22 protein-coding genes, 1 tRNA gene and 1 pseudogene are annotated in these 20623 nt (G+C 57.2%); 11 read left to right on the plus strand and 13 right to left on the minus strand.

All coding sequences use genetic code 11. The features are described 5' to 3' along the window. Positions 1 to 13 precede the first annotated feature (13 nt). Entirely contained in the window at positions 14 to 1513 is a 1500-nt protein-coding gene (locus AC07O1_RS22950) for a DHA2 family efflux MFS transporter permease subunit (RefSeq protein ID WP_495090231.1), read from the minus strand. Next, positions 1513 to 2649, minus strand: coding sequence for an HlyD family secretion protein (locus AC07O1_RS22955; RefSeq protein ID WP_495090268.1), 1137 nt, complete (start codon positions 2647 to 2649; stop codon positions 1513 to 1515). The genes AC07O1_RS22950 and AC07O1_RS22955 overlap by 1 nt, the downstream gene beginning before the upstream one ends. A gap of 253 nt (positions 2650 to 2902) precedes the next feature. On the opposite strand from AC07O1_RS22955, the gene AC07O1_RS22960 reads away from it, so the two are divergent. Then, positions 2903 to 3526, plus strand: coding sequence for a TetR/AcrR family transcriptional regulator (locus tag AC07O1_RS22960; protein ID WP_495024123.1), 624 nt, complete (start codon positions 2903 to 2905; stop codon positions 3524 to 3526). 12 nt (positions 3527 to 3538) lie between these two features. Then, complete coding sequence (gene mug, locus AC07O1_RS22965) at positions 3539 to 4066, plus strand: G/U mismatch-specific DNA glycosylase (protein ID WP_494993098.1); 528 nt, start codon at positions 3539 to 3541, stop codon at positions 4064 to 4066. 144 nt (positions 4067 to 4210) lie between these two features. Here the strand turns inward: mug and AC07O1_RS22970 are convergent. Next, a tRNA-Gln gene (locus AC07O1_RS22970) sits at positions 4211 to 4285 on the minus strand. After that, positions 4265 to 4447 (minus strand): annotated as a pseudogene (locus tag AC07O1_RS22975) (hypothetical protein); the annotation flags it as partial. The gene AC07O1_RS22970 and the pseudogene AC07O1_RS22975, both read right to left, overlap by 21 nt. 447 nt (positions 4448 to 4894) lie before the next feature. Here AC07O1_RS22975 and AC07O1_RS22980 point away from each other — a divergent pair. Next, a complete protein-coding gene (locus AC07O1_RS22980; RefSeq protein WP_495090269.1) occupies positions 4895 to 5329 on the plus strand; it encodes a DUF1801 domain-containing protein in 435 nt (144 codons plus the stop codon). Positions 5330 to 5468: 139 nt separating this feature from the next. Here the strand turns inward: AC07O1_RS22980 and AC07O1_RS22985 are convergent, their stop codons facing one another. Together AC07O1_RS22985 and AC07O1_RS22990 are read right to left on the minus strand one after the other, a co-directional pair. Continuing rightward, a complete protein-coding gene (locus tag AC07O1_RS22985) occupies positions 5469 to 6824 on the minus strand; it encodes a dicarboxylate/amino acid:cation symporter (protein ID WP_495090232.1) in 1356 nt (451 codons plus the stop codon). A 106-nt stretch (positions 6825 to 6930) separates the two neighbouring features. Next, on the minus strand, positions 6931 to 7986 hold the full coding sequence (locus AC07O1_RS22990) for a tartrate dehydrogenase (protein ID WP_494993029.1): 1056 nt from the start codon (positions 7984 to 7986) through the stop codon (positions 6931 to 6933). A gap of 138 nt (positions 7987 to 8124) precedes the next feature. Between AC07O1_RS22990 and AC07O1_RS22995 the strand changes: the two genes are divergently transcribed. Continuing rightward, positions 8125 to 9048: a LysR family transcriptional regulator gene (locus tag AC07O1_RS22995; protein WP_494993028.1), complete on the plus strand. Its 924-nt coding sequence runs from the start codon at positions 8125 to 8127 to the stop codon at positions 9046 to 9048. Between the two features lie 101 nt (positions 9049 to 9149). Here the strand turns inward: AC07O1_RS22995 and AC07O1_RS23000 are convergent, their stop codons facing one another. Next, positions 9150 to 10031, minus strand: coding sequence for a LysR family transcriptional regulator (locus tag AC07O1_RS23000; protein WP_495090233.1), 882 nt, complete (start codon positions 10029 to 10031; stop codon positions 9150 to 9152). 102 nt (positions 10032 to 10133) lie between these two features. Between AC07O1_RS23000 and AC07O1_RS23005 the strand changes: the two genes are divergently transcribed. From AC07O1_RS23005 to AC07O1_RS23015, 3 genes are all read left to right on the plus strand, one after another. After that, positions 10134 to 11204 carry an alkene reductase gene (locus AC07O1_RS23005; protein WP_495090234.1) on the plus strand — a complete coding sequence of 357 codons (1071 nt, stop codon included), beginning with the start codon at positions 10134 to 10136 and terminating at the stop codon, positions 11202 to 11204. Positions 11205 to 11214: 10 nt separating this feature from the next. Beyond that, the gene (locus AC07O1_RS23010) at positions 11215 to 12051 is read left to right on the plus strand and encodes a pirin family protein (protein ID WP_495090235.1); all 837 of its coding nucleotides are present in this window, start codon (positions 11215 to 11217) and stop codon (positions 12049 to 12051) included. Between the two features lie 73 nt (positions 12052 to 12124). Next, positions 12125 to 12709 (plus strand): isochorismatase family protein, encoded by a 585-nt coding sequence (locus tag AC07O1_RS23015; protein ID WP_495090236.1) that lies wholly within the window; start codon positions 12125 to 12127, stop codon positions 12707 to 12709. 128 nt (positions 12710 to 12837) lie between these two features. Here AC07O1_RS23015 and AC07O1_RS23020 read toward each other — a convergent pair whose 3' ends face one another. Then, entirely contained in the window at positions 12838 to 13746 is a 909-nt protein-coding gene (locus AC07O1_RS23020; RefSeq protein ID WP_495090237.1) for a LysR substrate-binding domain-containing protein, read from the minus strand. A 104-nt stretch (positions 13747 to 13850) separates the two neighbouring features. Between AC07O1_RS23020 and AC07O1_RS23025 the strand changes: the two genes are divergently transcribed. Next, positions 13851 to 14204: a carboxymuconolactone decarboxylase family protein gene (locus AC07O1_RS23025; protein ID WP_495090238.1), complete on the plus strand. Its 354-nt coding sequence runs from the start codon at positions 13851 to 13853 to the stop codon at positions 14202 to 14204. 6 nt (positions 14205 to 14210) lie between these two features. Next, entirely contained in the window at positions 14211 to 14585 is a 375-nt protein-coding gene (locus AC07O1_RS23030; RefSeq protein WP_495090239.1) for a tautomerase family protein, read from the plus strand. A 29-nt stretch (positions 14586 to 14614) separates the two neighbouring features. On the opposite strand, the gene AC07O1_RS23035 is transcribed toward AC07O1_RS23030, so the two are convergent. Next, positions 14615 to 15490 carry a LysR family transcriptional regulator gene (locus AC07O1_RS23035; RefSeq protein WP_495090240.1) on the minus strand — a complete coding sequence of 292 codons (876 nt, stop codon included), beginning with the start codon at positions 15488 to 15490 and terminating at the stop codon, positions 14615 to 14617. 187 nt (positions 15491 to 15677) lie between these two features. Here AC07O1_RS23035 and AC07O1_RS23040 point away from each other — a divergent pair, with 187 nt between their 5' ends. Both AC07O1_RS23040 and AC07O1_RS23045 read left to right on the plus strand, forming a co-directional pair. Next, the gene (locus AC07O1_RS23040; RefSeq protein ID WP_495090241.1) at positions 15678 to 16103 is read left to right on the plus strand and encodes a VOC family protein; all 426 of its coding nucleotides are present in this window, start codon (positions 15678 to 15680) and stop codon (positions 16101 to 16103) included. 112 nt (positions 16104 to 16215) lie between these two features. Further along, entirely contained in the window at positions 16216 to 17475 is a 1260-nt protein-coding gene (locus AC07O1_RS23045) for a cation:dicarboxylate symporter family transporter (protein ID WP_495090242.1), read from the plus strand. Between the two features lie 178 nt (positions 17476 to 17653). Here the strand turns inward: AC07O1_RS23045 and AC07O1_RS23050 are convergent, their stop codons facing one another. The 4 genes from AC07O1_RS23050 to AC07O1_RS23065 all read right to left on the minus strand — a co-directional run bounded on the left by AC07O1_RS23050 (position 17654) and on the right by AC07O1_RS23065 (position 20604). Beyond that, a complete protein-coding gene (locus AC07O1_RS23050; RefSeq protein WP_495090243.1) occupies positions 17654 to 18055 on the minus strand; it encodes a DUF488 domain-containing protein in 402 nt (133 codons plus the stop codon). Positions 18056 to 18065: 10 nt separating this feature from the next. Continuing rightward, complete coding sequence (gene pcsA, locus AC07O1_RS23055) at positions 18066 to 18785, minus strand: phosphatidylcholine synthase (RefSeq protein WP_495090244.1); 720 nt, start codon at positions 18783 to 18785, stop codon at positions 18066 to 18068. Positions 18786 to 19236: 451 nt separating this feature from the next. Then, a complete protein-coding gene (locus AC07O1_RS23060) occupies positions 19237 to 19518 on the minus strand; it encodes a DUF3303 domain-containing protein (protein ID WP_494993018.1) in 282 nt (93 codons plus the stop codon). A gap of 258 nt (positions 19519 to 19776) precedes the next feature. After that, complete coding sequence (locus AC07O1_RS23065) at positions 19777 to 20604, minus strand: MBL fold metallo-hydrolase (RefSeq protein ID WP_495090245.1); 828 nt, start codon at positions 20602 to 20604, stop codon at positions 19777 to 19779. Positions 20605 to 20623: the final 19 nt, after the last annotated feature.

The raw sequence follows: 20623 nt of genomic DNA on the forward strand, positions 1-20623 counted from the left end.
GACTCCACGAAAACTAGTTGGTCGGAACGGGTTTGCGAAGAAAGATAACCAGCGGGCTCACCACCAGCATCGCCAGCATCAAAATCTTGAACTGGTCGTTAATGGCGATAAAAGCCGCCTGGCCGGTGATCATTTCGTTGAGCCCCGCCAGCGCTGGCAAGTGCGTTGACGCTGTCACGGAGTGTGCAGCGGCGCGATAGGGCGTCAGATTGCTTGCAAGCGCCATGTGCATCGCTTGCGTATTGTTGAAGAAAAGCGTTTGCACGACCGCAACGCCGATCGTGCTTCCGTAAACACGTGACAGATTGAACAAGCCGGTACCTTCCGGGCGGAACTTGGGGTCGAGCGTGCTGAACGCCACCTTGGTGATCGACGGCATCAAGACACCGAGGCCGATACCCTGGATTGCACCGGCAACCGCCACGGGCCACCAGTCCATCAAAGGCGAATAGCCAAGCATCAGCCAGTTGGCGAAAATCACTACTGCTACGGCCAGCGCAACGAAGGCTCGGTGGTCGATATGCGCGGGAACACGGCTCATCAGCATGAATGCACCTACGAGCCCCACACCTCGCGGTATCGTCATGCAGCCTGTGGTGACAGGCGGGTACCCGAGCAGTTCATCCAGCATCGGGGAAGTCAGTGCCATAGTCGGCAACAGCACGAAACCGAGTGCGAAAAAGATGACCGTCGACAGTACGAAGTTACGGTCTTTGAACAAACGCTTGTTGAGGAAATGCACCTTCGCGGTCAGCACATGTACAAGGAACAGGTAGAGCCCCAGCGCACATGCCAGCGCTTCGATCCAGATCTCGGGCGAGGCGAACCAGTCCAGGCGTTCACCGCGGTCGAGCAGCATTTGCAGGCCGATCATGCCCAGCGTGAAGGTGCCGACGCCGAAGAAGTCAAAAGGCGGACTTTTCTCGGCCTTTTTCTCGGCAAGCAAAAACGCCACCACGAGGAAGATAAACGCCGACAGCGGAAGGCTGATGTAGAAGATCGAGCGCCATCCGTAATACTCGCTGACCCAACCACCGATACTCGGGGCGCTGGCGATGCCCAAGAGCACGATGGCCGTGAACACCGCGCCAAATTTCGCACGCCGCGCAGGTGGCAATGTCTCCATTGCGATCGCCATCGAGAGCGGTGCCAGCACGCCACTCGCGGCGCCTTGAATAATACGCGCGCCGACAAATTCCAGTGGGGTCGTTGCAACCGTAGCGAGCAGCAAGCCAAGGACGTAGATGGCTATCGCGGCTTGATACACAACCTTCAAGCCAAAGCGTGCGGTGAGCCATTGCGCAATCGGCATGGTGATGGCGCTCGCAGCGAGGTATGACGTGAATACCCAGCCAGCCTCGTCGTCGGTCATTGACAAGGTGCCCTGAATAAACCTGAGTGCCGCATTCGGCACAGGCAGGTTCGCAGACTGCATATAGGTCGCGAGCAGAACGGCGAACCGCAGCGTGCGCGCACCATCTCCCCCCGGGGTCCCGATAGCGTTGGCGTTCATCAGAAGTTACCTGCGGTTAACAGCGCTTTGAGCGGGTGCCACCAGGGCGTGCGATACCCGGTATCGACCTTGACCGTGGCGCTGATGCCAGAGAAAAGGGGCAGGGCAGGATCCACCTCATCCAGTTCCAGTCGAACCGGTACCCGCTGGACAACTTTGACCCAGTTTCCGGTCGCATTTTCGGCCGGCAGCAGTGCGAAGTCCGATCCGGCACCCGGGCTCATGCTGGTAACGTGGGCTTTGAATACGTGATCAGGATAAGTATCGATACTGATAGTTGCTTCCTGGCCTGGACGCATATGGGTCACCTCCGTTTCGCGGAAGTTGGCCTCAACCCAAATCTGGCGATCAGAGAGCAGAGCAAAGGCTGGCGCACCGCTGTTTACATAGTTGCCAACCTGTAAATCGTCGACCTTGGCGACGATGCCATCATCCGGCGCATACACCGTCGCGTACGAGAGGTAAAGCTGGGCCTCGTCGAGCTGAGCCTTGGCCTCACGAACCGTCGGGTGGCTATCGGCTTCGATGTCTGGATTGCCGTTCAGTGCAACGACGGTACTTGCGATCTGCTGTTCGATAGACGCTATTCGTTGCCGTGCAACTTTAAGGTCTGTGTCTGCGCGCTCGTAAATGGCGCGCGAAACGAACTCGGTAGCGACCAGTGCCTTCTTGCGGACAAACTCCCTTTGGTCGAAATCGGCCGACTCTTTGGCCGATTGCAGTTCGGCCTGCTGCTGCCGGTAGCTGGCCTTGAGCCCATCGATGCGAAGCCGCGCGACGCTCAGCTGTGCTTGTGCACGGTTAACCGCGATCTGGAACGGCTCCTGGTTGATCCGAAACAGAACCTGGCCCTTGCGAACAGGCTGGTTGTCCTCGACGGCGATTTCGACGACTTGTCCGGAAATGCGAGCGTTGATCGATGCCTTCGCCACCCGGGCGTAAGCGTTATCGGTCGATACAAAGGGCTCGCCCGCCACATAGTGTGCGTACCCAACCGCAGCGAAGAGGACAGGGAAACCCACCATAAGCAGTGGTCGTAATTTCTCCTTGAGCGGTTTCTTGATGAGCGTGTCAGTCGGGTTCGGCCCTGGGTGCTCGAAGGTCTGCGAAGCTGGGATGTCGAACTGTTTAGTCATGATCGAGTACACCTATAACCGGGAAGTCGTGCCTGCAGAAGTCGCCTGCGGCCCTGATGTCAATAATTGCTGTGAGAAAGCAAACCCGTGCGCGGTCAGGAGGATCGCCCCGCCGCACCTGTTTCGTCGCCGCAACACCCGGTTCGAGCTCCGCTACAACAAACCTGAAATTTAGGAACTTCTGGTTCCTTAATTTTGTGCGATGGTGTAAGAATATCGACTGGCTAACCTTCATTCAAGGATTTTGTACAACATGGCACAAAAAAAGATTGCAGAGGGGAAAGGCCGAGGCCGCCCCCGCGCGTATGACCCGCAGACAGCGCTGCAGCAGGCGCTTGGCGTGTTCTGGAGCACCGGATATTCCGGCGCTTCTCTGGATAGCATCGCCACTGCGGCCGGAATGAATCGCCCAAGCCTCTATGCGGCATTCGGTGACAAGCACGCGCTCTATATCAAGGCGCTGGAGCAGTATTGGGAATTTGCCGCTGCTGCCATGCATGAGGCGCTGACGGACAGCGATCTGACATTGCGCCAGGCGTTGATGCGTTTCTATGAGGGGCAGTTGTCGATCTACTTTTCAGGTGACGGCCAAGCGCGTGGCTGCTTTGCGATCGGCACGGCGACGACCGAGGCTGTCGAGGATTCTGAAATACGAGAGGTTCTTTCGGATCGGCTCAGCAGGCTCGATGCCGATCTCGAAACGCGTCTACGAGCAGCAATCGATGCCGGCGAGTTGAAAGGCGATGTCGACCCTGCGGCCCTTGCCGTACTCGCGTCATCCCTGCTGCACAGCATTTCGATACGTGCGCGGGCGGGCAAATCCCGCGCAGAACTGACGGAGCTTGCACGCAATGCGGTCGGCGTGATCTGCGGATGAGAGGCTTTTATGGTGGGTGAAAGACTCGAAGATATTCTTGACGAGCATCTTGCCGTGATTTTTTGTGGCATTAATCCCGGAGTGACTGCCGCAGCCCTTGGGCATCATTTTGCGGGCAGAGGCAATCGCTTCTGGCGCACACTCCATCTCGCCGGCTTTACGCCGCAGGAAATACGCCCGGAAAACGATCGGACGATCTTGCAGTATCAGTGTGGATTAACGGCAGTGGTTGAACGGCCTACGGCGCGAGCGGATCAGCTGTCTTTACATGAATTTATCGCTGCCGCTGCCGATTTTGAACAAAAGATCGCGCGCTATGCGCCACGCTTTGTGGCTTTTCTCGGTAAAGCTGCGTATTGCGCGTTATCCGGCCAACGAGAAATTACCTGGGGGCTGCAGTCAAAGACCTTTGGTAATGCCTCGGTATGGGTCCTGCCCAATCCTAGTGGGCGAAATCGTGCGTTCACGCTTGATCAACTGGTTGGCGCGTACCGCCAACTCTGTTTAGCAGCAGGCGAGAGTCGCTTTCCCCGGCTCTGAGAGGGGGAGGGGGGCGGCTAGATGATTCTAAGATGACATAAGAACGCCGGGCCGGATCGGCATTGGCGTTCCCTGTAAAGACGATCATCCTGGGCTCGCGCAATACCTGCCGGCTGAGTTACACCTGGATGACTATAAGGAAAATGGCAGGGGCGGCTGGATTCGAACCAACGCATGGCAGGATCAAAACCTGCTGCCTTACCGCTTGGCGACGCCCCTGTATCTGTTGCTACGAGTGGCCAACACTCTCTTCCTGACTTTGCAGCTCGCGAGCAACATCGAGATGTTGCTTCCTTTCGCGACAAGCCCTGTAAGGGCCTCTGCAGGAGTGCGCGGAAATTTATCAACTTTCGCTTCGCCTGGGAAGACCCAAAACACACAAATTGGTTTGAAAACAGCCACTTATTGTTGATCGAGGTCAGGCGCGATCCTCTCGGGGACTTTTGAGCTTTCCAGTGGGGGCTGGAACGTCATCAGGTATCACGAAGGTTTCAAGGCGCTCTTGCCTGCATGAGAGTCCTGCTGATCAGGCTTATCGCTATGCTGTGCGATGGTACAGAATGGAAAACACCGTGAGCCGATCAAGACAGTTGCTGCTATGGATAGTCAGAAGTAATCCCCTGCGCTGCCAGCCATGGCGCTATGCGTCGGGGCAGTCTGCGAGCAGTTTCACGTGTTCGGTTTCACACGGATGTTCTTGCAGATATTTAACGTCTAGATAGAAATGTGTCTGGCTCCTGGACTGAATCGCTCCTGGTTTCATAGGCACTTCGGACTGTCCACAAAGGGTCGAGGACGACAACCATCATGAAGAAGGCGGCAACCACCATGAAGACGCAGAAGATCAGCCCAACGGAAGGAGAGGGGGAAGGCTCTGCCTCTCAGCTGATAGATGCGAGAATCGAGGAGCTGCGTGATTGGCGGGGCGAGACGCTTGCTCGGGTCCGAACGCTCATCCGGCAGGCCGACCCCGACGTGGTCGAGGAATGGAAGTGGAGGGGGGTTCCGGTGTGGTCGCACGGCGGAATCATCTGCACCGGCGAGACCTACAAGAATGTCGTGAAGATGACCTTCGCCAAGGGCGCCTCGCTGGAGGACCCTTCAGGTCTCTTCAACTCCAGCCTCGAAGGCAACACCCGACGTGCCATTGATGTCCATGAGGGCGACAGGATTGATGAAGACGCGTTGAAGGCGCTCATTCGCGCCGCCGTGGCGCTCAACACGTCGGTGCGAGCGGCCACTCGCACCAGACCGGTTGAATGAGCTGCCCTGCGAAACCCTGATTCGGTCTTGCCGACATACTATTCCTTTAGAAGTGAGCTCAGGGACTGGTCCTCTTGAGTATCAACAAAAATCGAATATCCCGGGTGGTGATCGCTACAACTACACACCACCCGACGTCTTATGCCTGAGAGGCGCTTTTAAGGCCGGGCAACAAGGCGCTGGCTGCCGTCGATGAAGGAGCGGCGATGATGTCTGCCTGTACCGTCTCGGGCTTCTCCTCTTCTACCTCCCCATTCAGCGCCTTGTTCATCTTCACCGTGTCCAGCGCTCCGACCCATTTGGCGATGGCCATGGTGCCGACGCCATTGCCGATGGTGTTGGTGATTGCTCGCGCTTCCGACATGAACCGGTCGACGCCCAACAGTAGCACCATACCCGCCACCGGAATGGTACCGAGCGACGCTAACGTGGCAGCAAGAATGATGAACCCCGAACCGGTTACACCCGCAGAGCCTTTGGAGGTGAACATCAGCACCGCCAGTACGATCAATTGATCAGTGAGGGTGAGCGGTGTATTCGTCGCCTGGGCAATGAAGATTGCTGCGATGGTGTAGTAGATCGCCTGACCGTCCGGGTTGAAGGTCAAGCCGGAGGGAATGATCATCCCGGCCACGGGCTTGGAAACACCGGCCTTTTCCATCTTGGAAATCATCTGCTGCAGCACCGACTCCGAGGAGCTGGTGCCCAGTACGGTGAGCAGCTCTTCCTTGATGAATCGCAGAAACTTCCACAGGCTGAAACCGCTGTAGCGGCAGATCGGGCCCAGCACAAAGATCACGAACACCGCGCAGGTCAGGTACACGCAGGCCATCAGCTTGCCGAGGGAGAACAGCGAGCCGAAGCCGTATTTGCCAATGGTGAAGGCAATCGCTCCGAATGCGCCGATAGGTGCCAGGCGCATGACCATGTTGACGATGCGGAACATGCCCTGCATCAGGCTATCCAGCGCATCAACGAAAACCTTTCCGCGTGGCCCCACCTGTGCAAGGGCAATGCCGAGCAGGATGGAAAACAGCAAAATTTGCAGCACATTGCCTTTGGCGAACGCGTCCACGATGGTGTCGGGGACGATGTTCATCACAAAGTCCATGAACGAGGCGTGTTTCGCTGCCGTGGTGTAGGTCGCCAGACTTGAGGTGTCCAGCGTGGCGGCATCGATGTTCATGCCTGCGCCGGGCTTGAACACATCGACGACGACAAGACCGACGACCAGTGCCAGTGTGGATACCACCTCGAAGTAGAGCAGCGCGCGAATACCGACACGGCCCAGCTCCTTCATGCTTTCCATGCGTGCAATGCCCGTGACCACGGTCAGGAAAATCACCGGAGCGAGGAGCATCTTGATCAATTTGATGAACGCGTCGCCGAGGGGTTTGAGCGCTGTCCCGGTATCGGGAACGAGCACCCCGACGATTGCGCCGAGGATGACGGCGATGAGGACTTGTACGTACAGTTTGCCAAAAATTCTTTTCATGACAGGGCCCTGATTTTTTATTGTTGTCAGGAAATGCCAAGGGGTCGGATCGGTGATCGGCCCCCTGGCGTTGTGCCGCAGTACTACTTTGAATCCGCGAACAACATCAGCGGTCGATCAACTCGATCACCGCATCGGTGATCTGCCGGGTAGTGGCTTTGCCACCCAGATCAGGGGTATGCAGACCGCTTTCAGTCACGGCCTCGATGGCAGACATCAATTGTTTCGCCGCTGCCGCTTCGCCGAGGTGTTCGAGCATCATTGCCGCCGTCCAGAACGTTGCGATCGGGTTGGCGACGCCTTTGCCGGTGATGTCGAAGGCCGAGCCATGGATCGGTTCGAACATCGAGGGGAATTTGCGCGATGGGTTCAGGTTGGCGGTCGGCGCGATGCCCAGGCTGCCGGACAGGGCTGCGGCCAGATCGGACAGGATGTCGGCGTGCAGGTTGGTGGCGACGATGACGTCCAGCGTCGACGGTTTGAGCACCATGCGCGTGGTAACGGCGTCGACCAGCTCCTTATCGATCTTCACGTCCGGAAAATCCTTGGCGACTTCGTAGAAGATCTCGTCCCACAACACCATGCCGTGACGTTGGGCGTTGGACTTGGTGACCATGGTCAGGTGCTTGCGTGGACGGCTTTGCGCCAGTTCGAAGGCAAAACGGTGAATGCGCTCAACCCCGGCACGGGTGAACACGGACACTTCGGTGGCGACTTCTTCGGGCAGGCCTCTGTGGACGCGACCGCCGTTGCCGGAGTATTCGCCCTCGGAGTTTTCACGCACCACCACCCAGTCGATCTGGTCACCGTTGTGCAGCGGGCTTTTTACCCCAGGCAGCACCCGAGCCGGACGCACGTTGGCGTACTGGTCGAAGCCCTGGCAGATTGGCAGGCGCAGGCCCCAGAGCGAAATGTGATCCGGTACGTTGAGGGCGCCGACCGCGCCGAAGAAGATGGCGTCGAAGGTTTTCAGTTCTTCCAGGCCACCTTCAGGGATGTAGTAACCGTTTTTCAGGTAGTTATCGGAGTTCCAGTCGAAGTGTTTGAAGTCCAGTTCGAAGCCGGATTTTTTCGACAGGGCTTGCAGCACCTCGACGCCTGCAGCGATCACTTCCACACCAATGCCATCACCGGGAACCGCAGCAATTTTGTATACGCTCATCAATCAACTCCACTCTCGTTACGTTCTTGTTGTGCCTGTCGAACCGGACTGTCCAAGCAGGGTGTGAAGGGAGTATATGTAGTGAGCAAAGAGGTGTGAGTTACTCAAAATCACTACATACATAACTTTGAGTTACGAATGAATCAGTCATTGGATTTGTCTTTTTTCTACCTGCTGGCCAACCAGGGCAGCCTGGCTGCGACCGCTCGAGAGCTGGGTGTTACGCCTCCGGCAGTGAGCAAACGCCTGACGGCACTGGAAGCCCGGCTGGGGATACGCTTGGTCAACCGCACCACGCGTTCGATGAGCCTGACCTCGGAAGGTGAGCTGTATTTCTCACATGCCGCTCGCATCCTGACGCAGATCGATGAGGTCGAGCAGCTGATCAGCAGCAGTCGGGCGACCCCCAAGGGCCTGATTCGCGTCAACGCATCGCTAGGGTTTGGTCGTCGCTACATCGGCCCGGCATTGGCCGCGTTCTTCGCGCTCTACCCCGAGGTGGAAATACAGCTGGAAATCAGCGATCACCCGCTGGACCTGGCGACTCACGGGTTTGATCTGGGCATTCGTTTCGGCACGCTGCCGGATGCCGCCTTCCACGCACGAAAGATCGCGTCCAATCGCCGTTTGTTATGCGCCTCGCCGCTGTATCTGGAAAAGCACGGCGTACCTCAACGCCTGGCGGATTTGCCGCAACACAACTGCATCTTCCTGCGGCAAAACGAAACACCGTACGGTGTGTGGAGTTTTACCAACGGTGGGCGCACGCAAAACATCAAGGTGCGTGGCGCCTTAGGCTGCAACGACGGTGAAGTGGCATTGAATTGGGCGCTGGAAGGCTACGGCATTCTGCTTCGGGCCGAATGGGACATCGCTCGTTATGTGCGTAGTGGTCGCCTGCGTCTGGTGCTGGAGGATCAGACACCGACCCGCGCGGATGTCTATGCGGTTTACCCGCAACAGTTGCACCTGTCCGCGCGGGTGCGCTGCCTGATTGATTTCCTGGTCGAACGCTTCAAGCACATCGACCACCTGGATGAGTCGGAATCGACACTCGACTGAAATACAAAACGCCCGATGCAGTGCATCGGGCGTTTGAGTGAAACAGGCAAACCTGTTTCAGGACTAGACATAGCGGCCTCGTTCTTTGCAAAAGGTTAGCGCTATGCATTTTCGAGTCGTTCGCGCAGAAACTCGATAAATCGCTGGGTTTTCGCCGGCAACAGCCGCGTCTCGGTGAGGGCATAAACCGAGATAGGTGTGGCTTGCCACTGGGGCAAGACTTTGCGCAGTGTTCCATTGGCAAGGTCTTGCGCAGCGATACCTTCCGCTAGTAACGCGATACCCAGATCAAGCGTCGCCAAACGTCGAATCATTCCCACACTGTTGAGTTCGAATCGCCCACCAATCTCAACTTCCACAACCCCTTCATTGTTTGACAGCGTCCAGCGGTCAGCACGCGTTCCGCGCAACCGCAGGCATTCGTGGTTGGTCAGATCCGAGGGATGAGCAGGCTCACCGGACAGTTCCAGATAGTGGGGCGAGGCGTAAAGACAGCGCCGAAAACTGGCGAGCTTACGGGCGATCAGGTTCGAACTCGCAGGCTCTCCCATGCGAATGACCACATCGACCGGCTCACTCACCAGATCGACCTGGCGCGGGGTCAGATCGAACTCGAAGCTGATACCGGGATAAAGCCGGGCAAACTCGGCAATCAGCGGCGCCAGGTAGATATTGGCGAAATCCACCGGGAGCGAGGCACGCAGTACGCCACTGGGTCGGGCAAGCATTTCCCCCAGCTGTTCATGGGCCAGCCTGGCTTCGTCGACGATGCGTTTGCATCGATCAAAGTACAGCTGGCCCGCCTCGGTCAGTTCGATCTTGCGCGTTGTGCGGTGCAGAAGCCGTAATCCAATGGCCTTTTCCAGGCCACTTATTCGACGAGACAGCGTCGAGTTCGGCATCCCCATCGCCTCCGCGGCTCGGCGGAAGCTGCGAGCTTTCACGACCTCGACGAACAGAGCCATATCGTTCAGAAATTCCAATGCTATTGCTCCATCAGTGGATCAGTCATTTCAATTTTACCCGGTTTATCCCGTATTCAGATTGATCAATGATAGCCACATCGTTTACAGAGGAGCACCGCAATGAATTCGCTTTTTTCTCAAGTCCGTGTGGGTCGCTATAGCTTGTCCAATCGTATGGTCATGGCACCGATGACGCGCTCGCGTGCCGACGATGCCGGCGTACCAGGCGAACTGGTTGCGACTTATTACGCACAACGCGCCAGCGCCGGCCTGATCATCAGTGAAGGCGTGTTCCCGGTTGCGCTTGGCCAGGGCTATGTCCGTACCCCAGGCATCGAAACCGCCGAGCAGGTCGCCGCGTGGAAGCAGGTCACCGAGGCCGTGCATGCTCGCGATGGCCGGATCTTCATGCAGCTGATGCACTGCGGACGCATTTCGCACCCTTCGCTGTTACCTGATGGCGCCCAGCCACAGGCACCCTCCGCGATCAAGCCCGCCGGCCAGACCTGGACCGCGACCGGCCTTCAGGACTTCGTCATCCCCCATGCGCTGAGCGTGGTTGAGATTGCCGCGGTCATCGAGGGCTACCGGCAGGCGGCGCGCCTGGCCATCGAGGCCGGTTTCGACGGTGTCGAGTTGCATGCCGCTTCCGGGTATCTGCCTGAACAGTTTCTCTCGACTGGCAGCAATCAGCGCACGGATGAGTACGGCGGATCGGTTGAAAACCGTGTTCGCTTTGTACTGGAAGTACTGGCCGCGGTATCGATGGAGATTGGTAGTGATCGGGTGGGCCTCAAGATCTCGCCTGAAATGAACTTCAACGACATCCTCGATGCCAAGCCGCAAGAAACCTACACCCATCTGGTCGAGCAACTTCGTGAGCTCAATCTCGCCTATTTGCACGTCGCATTGTTCGGGGCCAGCGTCGACTACCACGCGTTGTTGCGCCCACTGTTCGACGGCAGCTACCTGATCGGTGGCGGACTTGACCAACGCTCCGCCGAATCCCTGATCGCTGAGGGACGGGCCGATGCGACAGTTTTTGGCAGCGCGTTCCTCGCCAATCCCGATCTGCCCGAGCGCTTTCGTGCAGGCGCCGAGCTTAATGTTCCGGACAAAGACACGTTCTACGCACCGGGCGCGCAGGGGTATATCGATTACCCGGCCATGAGCCCGGCACAAAGCGCCTGAGGAAACAGCCATGACGACCGTCGCACGACTACAGCGTATGAATCACGGCAACCACTTCCGTGCTTTCACGCTGCGGGGAGGTCAGTCCGCCGAGCCCATCGACCCCTTCCTCGCGGTCGACCATGGCTGGATCAGCGGGCCGACGTTTCCACCACACCCTCATGCGGGGTTTTCAGCAGTGTCGTATCTGTTTCTCGATTCCGAGACCGGGATTGATAACCGGGACTCTCTGGGTAATCGCAACCTGATTCAGCCTGGAGGGCTGCATTGGACGGCGGCGGGTAAAGGTGTGGTGCATGAGGAAGTGCCCGCCGAGCCGGGCAAGACGGTGCACATGCTGCAAATCTTCATCAACTTGCCGAAGGATCGCCAAGCGGACGCACCGTTTGCGCTCAGTCTCGAAGCCCAGGATGTGCCCGTGGTGCGCTTGCCTGGGGGCAAGGTGCGCGTGCCACTGGGCAGCTTCGCCCAAGTGTCATCGCCCTTGTCGGTGCCCACCGAAGTGAGCGTGCTGGACATCTCTCTCGAGAACGGCGCTGAAGTCAGCGTCCCGATCCCCGAAGGCCATGTGGCGTTCGTGATGCCGATTGACGGCGAAGTCTTGGTCGATGGCGACCCCTTCAACCTCATCGAACCCGCGCTGCCGGTGAATCTCCCGCAGCGTGACGATCGCGTGGTCAGGTTGAGAGCACCCAAGGGCAACGCCAAGGCCGTGCTGTTTTCCGGCGTCCCGCTGAATCAACCGGTGTATTGGCAAGGGCCGTTGGCGCTTGCCTCTCAACACGCGCTGGCCGAAGCCATTGACGGCTACCAGCGTGGCGCGTTCGGAAGGCTGCAACCTCGTTGAATGCATTGAATGATCGAAACAGTCCCAAACCCGGGGCGCTAGTGCCCCCAACCTTACTGCCAGGAGAATCATCATGCCGTACGAAAAATTCAGTGCCGACAATGCCGCCCTGCTGTTGATCGACCACCAGGTGGGGACCATGGGCTGGGTGAAATCCATTCCCTTCGAAGAGCTCAAACGCAACGCGCTGATGCTCGCCAAGGCGGCCAGCATTCTGAAACTCCCGGTGGTCCTGACCTCCAGCATGGAGGAGTACGCTCAGGGACCGCTGCTCAGTGAACTGGAGCAGATCCTGCCCGCCGAGTTCGCTTCCCGCGTCAAACGCCTGGGTATCGTCAACGCCATGGACGATGAAAACTTCGCCGCCGCCGTCAAGGCTACGGGTCGTAAAAAGCTCATCATTGCCGGTGTCACCAACGACGTGTGCACGGTCTATCCGGCCCTGAGCCTGGTACGCGATGGGTATGACGTTCAGGTGGTGGCCGATGGGGGTGGCTCACCGACCGTAATGGCCGATGACATCGCCCTGCGTCGGATGGATAAAGGCGGCGTGACGCTGACCACGACCAACCAGCTGATTGCGGAACTCGCCGGAAGCTGGGCGACGCCAGAAGGCGGACAATTGGTGCAGGTACTGATGGAGGCGCTTCAAGGCTAAAAGCGTGCCTGGATGACTGGCAGAACCTTGACGTGAGGTTCTGCCAATCTTGAGGTCCAGTGACGTTTGAATGCCGGAATTCATCCCCTGCCAGCCACCCATTGTCGTTTGGGTCGGTTGCGGCCCTTCTACGGAGCCCGAGACCTCGAAGGATTGGCGTCGGTGATACTGAACGCCTGTTCTTCCAGACTCGTTTGTATCAACGCAGCCAATTGTCTGGTTGCAGGCGTCAGCTCTTCGGCCCCGTGATGAAGCACATAGCCGAGGGCCGGCACTTTGGGTAGACCAGCAATGACGGCGAGATAACTCGGCAGTCCAATGCGGGTTCGCAGGGTGAGGCCTAATCCGGCAGCAACGGCGGCCCAGATTCCACCAACGCTTGGGCTGGTCAACGCGATCCGCCAGGGAATCCGCGCCTGATCCAGCGCATGGGTTGCTGCGCTGCGTAATATGCAAGGGGCGTCGAACATGATCAATGGCAATGGTGAGTCTTCGGGCCTATCAAGCGCCGGCATGTCGCGTGGCCCGATCCAGTACATCTGTGTTTCACCCAGACGCGTGGAATAAGGGGACCGGTGTCCGGTTTCCCAGGCCAGGGCCAGGTCCAGGCCGCCACCATCAATCATTGCAAGCAATTCGGTATTGCGCGCGATCCTTACCTCAAGACTTACCATCGGGTAAATCTTTGCGAAGCGTCGAAGAATTTTGCTGAGAAAGTGTTCTCCAAAGTCTTCCTGAAGCCCGAGACGTATGTTCCCGGCCATTTGGGTTTCATGCAGGGTGCTGAAGATGCTGTCGTTCAGCTCAAGCAGCCGGCGAGCATGGCTGAGCAGGGATTCGCCTACCGGCGTTAACACCAGCCCTCGACCGGATTTGGCAAGTACCGGGGTGCCTACCTGCTCCTCGAGCTTCTTGAGTTGCGCGCTGACTGCTGACGTAGAGCGGCCGAGCCGGTCGGCGGCCTTGGCAAAGCTATTGAACTCCACACCCGTCACGAAAGTACGCAGTACATCAAGATCGAAGGTAGGACGGCGCATTGGATCATCCACTAATTCAGGACTATGGTCGCTGTTAAATCTGATATTCGGAATGATCGTGACTTGCTAGTTTTTACCCGTCAAATGGTTTTGGGGGAAAAGTCATGAATGCTTCTGTTAGTACGGGTCGAGAACAACAGGGTGAATTTGCGCAAAAGTTTGGCGAACTTACCCGGGACGTTCTATTCGGTGATATCTGGGAACGGGCGCAGCTTTCGGCTCGTGAACGAAGTCTCGTCACCGTGGCAGCGCTGGTTGCGTTGTATCGTTTGGAGCAACTGCCCTTGCACTTGAAGCGGGCACTGGATAACGGCCTGAGCATTGACGAGTTGGCTGAGGTGATAACTCATCTGGCGTTCTATTCGGGTTGGCCGACGGCGGCTTCGGCACTTAATCTGTTGAGCGACTTGCGTGCCTGCCAAGACGCACGGTCTTCCAGCGTCACAACCCAGGAGTAGCGCCCTATGCCGTTCGCACGTATTTCACTGCATCGGGGAAAATCTCCTGAATATTTGAAGGCACTTTCACAGGGCGTGCATGACGCTTTGGTGGAAACCTTCGAGGTGCCTGTTGCCGATCGATTCCAGGTCATCCACCAACACGATGTCGGGGAGTTGATATTTGATCCAGACTATTTAGGCGGACCTCGTAGCCATGACTATGTGCTCGTCGCGATTACCGCCGGCCGCCCCCGCGATAACGCGACGAAACAGCGCTTCTTTCATCATCTGGTCGAGAAGTTGAACCAGTCACCGGGCCTTGATCCAGAGGACGTTATGGTGGTTATTACCACGACCGCGGCGGATGAATGGTCCTTCGCCGGTGGGCGGGGTAATTAGTCCTGGGACGGATATCGGGCAGGTTTGGCTCAGGGCCTGTTCTGAACCTGCTCACCAATAATCTGGGCCAGTATCCTGACTGGCTCGGTGAAGCTTTTCCGAGACCGATGCACGAGACCGATATCACGATGGAAGGTGTGCTGCCCCAGATCAAGGGCGCGCACCCCGGTGGGCCAGTCTTGATGAGTCGCGGTCTGAGGCACCAGCGCTACGCCGACACCATTGGCGACCAGTTTGACGATGGCCTCCAGTTCATCCAGCTCGCATACCTCACGCAAGGTGAAATGCGTTTGTCGCAGGAAGCGGTCGACTTGCCGGCCGCCGAATGATGATCGGTCATAGCGAATGAACGGCTGGCTGAAAAGCAGTTCCGACCAATCCTCTCCAGGAACATCGCACGGAACGATCAGCCGATAGGGTTCGAGTGCCAACGTCGTCCAGCGCAGATCGCTTTGAAGCGAGAAAGGGGGGCGAATGATCGCCGCCATGTCGATTTCGCCCGCATCCACCAGGTTGACCAATTCCATTGATAGACCCGGGATCACACGGGTTCGGCATTGGGGGCATTGTTGGTGAAATTTGGCCAGCGCGTCCGGTAAAAAAGAGCGCTGCACGGAAGCGATTGCGCCGATGTTCACCAGGACACTGGCGGGGAGCCCGACCGTTGTGGAGCCCAGGCTGTCATAAAGTCGAAGCAACTCCTGCGCCTGCAGGAGTATTTGATGGCCCATCCTGTTCAGGTGGGCCGAGCGTCCCTTGCGGTCGAAAATCTCGAAGCCGAGCTCGGCTTCCAGGCGTTGCATCTGGGCGCTCACTGCGGCCTGGGTAAGACCAATCTTGTTCCCGGCAGCGGCAAAGGTGCCTTCCCGCGCGACGGCTATGAGTGTTTTCAGTTCTTTGATCATTCACAAATATTAATTGTGTTTCTAAGAAAAATATATTGATTTTTTTGCTTGGTCTGTACCTCTAGGATGACCCCATCTACTCCGTTCAAAACCCCGAAGTTTTTGGACGGTGCTCAAAACCGTCGGACGGCCTTAATTCGCTGTTCCGATTTTATAAACCTATAAAAACACCGCAATTGGAGTTCTGATGAGCCTCTCTCCCTTTCACTTGGCAATTCCTGTTTATGACCTCGCGGCAACCCGCACCTTTTACGGTGAGGTGTTCGGACTGGAGGAGGGTCGTTCCAGCACGCAATGGGTCGACTTCAACTTCTATGGCCACCAACTGGTCATTCACGAACACCCCAAGACGGCTTCCCAAGAGAGCGTCCATAGCAATCCGGTAGACGGGCATGACGTTCCTGTTCCTCACTTCGGCATTATTCTGGGCTGGGAACAGTGGGAAGCACTGGCCGAGCGTCTGAAGTCATTTGGCACCCGGTTTGTGATTGAACCCTACATTCGATTCAAGGGGCAGGTCGGCGAACAGGCCACCATGTTCCTGTTCGATCCTTGCGGCAATGCGCTTGAATTCAAGGCCTTCAAGGATATGAGTCAGCTTTTCGCAAAATAAAAAAATAATGGCACAACGTTGTTGTGCCATTTGATCTCAAGTGAGCTGGAAGCTCATGAATCTAGCTACTGCCTCGTAACGAAGAACGTTCATTCCAACAAGAAGGCTAGACATGAAACGTATCCCTTTGGTTTGGCAAATAATTGCCGGGCTTTTGCTTGGCGTGCTCGTCGGTTGGTACTTCAATACACATCCGCAGTATCAATTGTGGGTCAGTACTGAAATCCTCAAACCGCTTGGCGATATCTTCATCAAAATGATGAAGATGGTCGTTGTTCCAATCGTGTTCTGTTGCATGATTCTGGGCATCGCAGGAGGCGGTGATAACAAGTCCTTTGGTCGTATGGGCCTGAAGTCGCTGGGTTACTTCTTTGCGGTTACCGGTCTGGCCATTGTAATGGGCTTGTGCTTCGCGAATATTTTCGAGCCTGGAACAGGCACTGACATTTCGGGAATCTCGCACAGCAGCGCCTCGATGAACCTGGAGCCTTCCAAGGGCGCCCTGGTCATCCTGCAGAACATCGTCCCCGATAACGTTTTTGTAGCGATGTCGGAAGCGAAGCTGTTATCGGTGCTGTTCTTCGCGGTGCTGTTTGGCCTGGCATTGAACTCGCTCCCCAGAGAGAAAAGTGCGCCGGTGGTTGCGGTGATTCAAGGTATCTCTGATGCAATGTTCAAGGTCGTCTCAATCGTCATGGCTTATGCGCCGATCGGTGTATTTGGCATGATCGGTGCCACCGTTGCGACCTTTGGCTTTGCCTCGCTGTTGCCTTTGCTCAAGTTGATCGGTGTGGTTTACCTGGCACTGATTCTCTTTGCTCTGGTGGTGCTCGGCGGTGTCTGCTACCTGATTGGCGAGAATATTTTCAAGCTGATCAAGTACTTCAGGAATGAGCTGATTCTGGCTTTTTCGAGTGCAGCATCGGCGGCCGTAATGCCGCAGTTAATGAGCAAGCTGGAGAACTATGGCGTTCCACGTCGCATCGTCAGTTTTGTGGTGCCTGTAGGGTATGCATTCAACCTGGATGGCGCGTCTATCTTTCTCGGCGTGGCGACCATTTTTGTCGCACAACTCTATGGTATCGACCTGTCGCTGTCTCAGCAGATTCTGCTGGTGGTCACGATGGTGCTGACGTCCAAAGGTGCTGCCGGGGTGCCGGGGTTTGCCATCATTATCCTGTCCGCCACGTTGGCATCTGCCGGTCTTCCATTGGAAGGGGTAGCGCTTATCGCGGGTATCTTCAGGATTATCGATAGCGGCACCACCACGCTGAACGTGCTGGGCAATGCGATTGCACCGTTGGTCATTGCCAAATGGGAAAGTGCAACGCTTGAGCCTTCAAGAGTCGAGCGAGTAGCGCAGAAAGCATAGCTACCCGTGAAGAGCCATCGGCCATCAAACGCCCATGGCTCTTCTTGTTTTCGTAGGCCAACAATAAATCTTTATGCCTTTTCTCTTTGCCGGGCTCTGAGCTATGCAGTCGGATTTTCAGTAGCTGATTTCGTGCTTCAAATACCCGAAGGACTTGACCCGGCGACTGCCGCTGCGACTACGAGGCTTCAGGCGGCACAACCTGTGCGCCACGAGCGCTCAGCAGTTCGCGTAGCACCGAGCGATGGCAGTGGCGCTCATCCTCGCAGTAGCAGCCGATGGCCAGCGATGTCTGATGGGACAAGGCGCTCAACAAATCAAGCAGTTGGCTGGGGGCCGAGTGGTTCATCTCGGCCTTGAACCTGCGCCGAAAGGCTTCCCAGTCTTTTTCGTCTGCTGCGGCTTTAGCTTGCGCTATCAGTTCTGCGCTGGGGGACAGGAGGGGGAGCCAGGTGTCGTAAAAGTCGCGGCTGGCGAATTCGCCCTTCGGTACGCCACGCGGTGGCCGGCGTACTGTACCCAGGCGCAGACCTTCATGAGGTGTTCTGGGTGAACCGAGTCGCACGATATGGATAGGCATGAATGCTCCTTTACTCACGGGATCCGTCGAACCCGTCCAGGGCCGTGCGCCAGATGCAGACCCCCAGAAAGTAAGCCGACATTGCGAGCCACAGCCCCATCACCAACGGGTTGATGGCGGGATGGTTGAGCACCAGTGACAGGCTGCACAGCATCCAGATGGACGTCACGGCAATGTTGATCGGCATGAACCGGCGCACGCGGAACGGGTGAAGGAACTTCATTCGGGTCACCGTCAACAGCGCCAGGCCGATGATGGTGAGCAGCGTCAGCCAGGGGGGTGGGGCAACGATGTAGAGGCACAGGGCAACGACGTTCCATGTGGCGGGAAACCCCTGGAAGTAATTGTCGTTGCTCTTCATGTTGACGTTGCAGAAGCAAAAGAGCGACGAGACCAGGATCACTGAAGTACTCGGCAACGGGGTGTAGGCGGGCAAGTCGATGTAACGGTAGATGAACAGGGCCGGGATGAACACGTAGGTCAGGTAGTCGATGACCAGATCCAGCACGGATCCGTCGAAATGCGGCAGTACCGTCTGGACATTGACCTTGCGCGCCAGCCAGCCGTCCACACCATCGACGATCAGGGCTACGCCCAGCCACAGCAGGCAGGCTGTGGGCTGATTATCGAACAAGGCGAGAGTCGCCAGGAATGCGATCACCACTCCGGTGGCGGTAAAGCCGTGGGCGCCCCAGGCTTTGAGCCTGGCCATGCGTCGCGTCGATATCAAGGGGCGTTCTCCAGCGAATGAAACAGGCCGGTTACCACCACCGACGGGGTCACCGGCAAATCTGGATGGGGTGCGGCTATCGACCGGGTATCCGGCGACAAGGTTTACCTGCGCTCAAACGACCCGAAGTCGACACTCAGTAAACATAGCCTACCTTTTGCCACCCTCTGATCCATCGGGCATCACATTAATCGCTCGCCCACTGCACGCCTGGGATTCGGCATGGCGGGTCCTTCTCGCCTGCATCAAATCCTGCGCTGGAATAGGCGCAGCACCAATGCGCCAATGGCAGCGACCTACGGTGCAGGAGTGGGTCAAACTGCAACGTCCTGCGTTGTAGTCGGGATACGCGTCGTTTGAAGCTACCCTCAATGGGAAACGGGTGCGCCCATTAGCCGGTCTCAAGTGCTAATGGGTGCCCCTTTTTGGTCAGCGCCTTTTCAGCCGCAGATTATTGCTTGCCGATTGCTGCTGCCAGTAGCGGAGCTGCCTGCTCATCGGTCAGGGCTGGGAGAATCTCCATACTGATGAGGTCACTCCACTCCAGTACCCATTTCTGTATCAGCGCAACATCACTGGCCTCTGCGACGCCAAAACCAGTCATGCGTCCTACGGCATGCCAGCGTCCCAGCATGGTTACGCCTGCGGGTGGAGCTCCACCTGTTTTGAGAAAACGCTCGATCGCGCTATTGCGACGTTCGGGGCTGATCGACCAGCTGACGATGTATAGCATCTGCCACCTCCGGATAGGGATTGGCACCTGTTCTTCTTTTCGCGTACCTGGCGGGCGCCGCGACCACGGCCACGCGTCTGTTCCCGACCCGCATCCTGGCCAGCCTGAAACGACTTCTCCCATGGGAAGGAATAGCAGCCGCTGCAACCCCGCGTATGACCGCTGATCCTCTTTCCTTTCATCTGAAACAAATCCCGAGCGCACCCATCACGCTTCAGTGCTCCATAGCCGTTCGCTGTACTGTGCCATCGGTAGGGGCTACGAAACCCGCAGCGATTCAGGATGAGGCCGCTGCGTCTCACGGTCGGGAAGGGGGACGTTCAATCTCTCGCCATCTGCCGGAATGCGTAAGCGTGATTCAACCCCCGCGTGTCGTGCCGCATCGGCCAACGTCTTGCGGGTCACGGGGCAATGGCTGAGTGCTTCCAGATGGTTGGCGATGACGAGGCCCGGCACCAGTCTGGTGAATTCAAGAGCTTCATCGAGGCCCATGATGATGTCGCCTCCCAGATCGAATCGGGCACCGCCGGCGGGAATGACGCTAATGTGCGGCCGATGCTGCGCCACGAACTCCCTGACAGTAGCGGTCAGTAATGTATCTCCACTGAGGTAGAGACTGGGTTCGTCCGGTACTTCGATCAAATACCCGACACCATGCTCCATCAGTTTGCCGACCAGCCCAAGACCATGGGTGCAACGGACGGTTCGGATCTGGCCGCCGAGAAATGGATTCGGTTGCTCATGATCTTTCGGCAAGGATTGGACGTTCAATCCGCGATCGCTCAGATAACCGGCATCGTGCGGCGTACAGATCACCGGGATTCGTTTCTCTCGTAACCACTTTTCCGCTGCTCGATCGAGATGGTCGAAGTGGCCTTTCTGGCAGTGGGTAATCAAGCAATGGGTCACCGATTCGAGCGCTTGCGCTGCCGATTCCGGCAACTCGACCATGGGGTTGCGTTGCCTCGCGCCGAATAGACGCAGGGGTGGCAGTCCATTTTTGGGGGCGAGCATCGGATCGATCAGAATTCGATGGGGGCCCAATTCCACAATGATTGTCGCGTTGCGAAGTTGATGGATATGCATGGCGTGGCCTCTTGGAAGA

Source organism: Pseudomonas sp. GW821-FHT07G10 (assembly GCF_059418545.1).

Excerpts from the sequence above, each read along its gene's own strand:
- AC07O1_RS22950 (WP_495090231.1), bottom strand. The coding sequence starts at position 1,513 with ATGAACGCCAACGCTATCGGGACCCCGGGGGGAGATGGTGCGCGCACG.
- AC07O1_RS22955 (WP_495090268.1), bottom strand. The coding sequence starts at position 2,649 with ATGACTAAACAGTTCGACATCCCAGCTTCGCAGACCTTCGAGCACCCA.
- AC07O1_RS22960 (WP_495024123.1), top strand. The coding sequence starts at position 2,903 with ATGGCACAAAAAAAGATTGCAGAGGGGAAAGGCCGAGGCCGCCCCCGC.
- AC07O1_RS22980 (WP_495090269.1), top strand. The coding sequence starts at position 4,895 with ATGAAGACGCAGAAGATCAGCCCAACGGAAGGAGAGGGGGAAGGCTCT.
- AC07O1_RS22985 (WP_495090232.1), bottom strand. The coding sequence starts at position 6,824 with ATGAAAAGAATTTTTGGCAAACTGTACGTACAAGTCCTCATCGCCGTC.
- AC07O1_RS22990 (WP_494993029.1), bottom strand. The coding sequence starts at position 7,986 with ATGAGCGTATACAAAATTGCTGCGGTTCCCGGTGATGGCATTGGTGTG.
- AC07O1_RS22995 (WP_494993028.1), top strand. The coding sequence starts at position 8,125 with ATGAATCAGTCATTGGATTTGTCTTTTTTCTACCTGCTGGCCAACCAG.
- AC07O1_RS23005 (WP_495090234.1), top strand. The coding sequence starts at position 10,134 with ATGAATTCGCTTTTTTCTCAAGTCCGTGTGGGTCGCTATAGCTTGTCC.
- AC07O1_RS23010 (WP_495090235.1), top strand. The coding sequence starts at position 11,215 with ATGACGACCGTCGCACGACTACAGCGTATGAATCACGGCAACCACTTC.
- AC07O1_RS23015 (WP_495090236.1), top strand. The coding sequence starts at position 12,125 with ATGCCGTACGAAAAATTCAGTGCCGACAATGCCGCCCTGCTGTTGATC.
- AC07O1_RS23020 (WP_495090237.1), bottom strand. The coding sequence starts at position 13,746 with ATGCGCCGTCCTACCTTCGATCTTGATGTACTGCGTACTTTCGTGACG.
- AC07O1_RS23025 (WP_495090238.1), top strand. The coding sequence starts at position 13,851 with ATGAATGCTTCTGTTAGTACGGGTCGAGAACAACAGGGTGAATTTGCG.
- AC07O1_RS23030 (WP_495090239.1), top strand. The coding sequence starts at position 14,211 with ATGCCGTTCGCACGTATTTCACTGCATCGGGGAAAATCTCCTGAATAT.
- AC07O1_RS23035 (WP_495090240.1), bottom strand. The coding sequence starts at position 15,490 with ATGATCAAAGAACTGAAAACACTCATAGCCGTCGCGCGGGAAGGCACC.
- AC07O1_RS23040 (WP_495090241.1), top strand. The coding sequence starts at position 15,678 with ATGAGCCTCTCTCCCTTTCACTTGGCAATTCCTGTTTATGACCTCGCG.
- AC07O1_RS23045 (WP_495090242.1), top strand. The coding sequence starts at position 16,216 with ATGAAACGTATCCCTTTGGTTTGGCAAATAATTGCCGGGCTTTTGCTT.
- AC07O1_RS23050 (WP_495090243.1), bottom strand. The coding sequence starts at position 18,055 with ATGCCTATCCATATCGTGCGACTCGGTTCACCCAGAACACCTCATGAA.
- AC07O1_RS23060 (WP_494993018.1), bottom strand. The coding sequence starts at position 19,518 with ATGCTATACATCGTCAGCTGGTCGATCAGCCCCGAACGTCGCAATAGC.
- AC07O1_RS23065 (WP_495090245.1), bottom strand. The coding sequence starts at position 20,604 with ATGCATATCCATCAACTTCGCAACGCGACAATCATTGTGGAATTGGGC.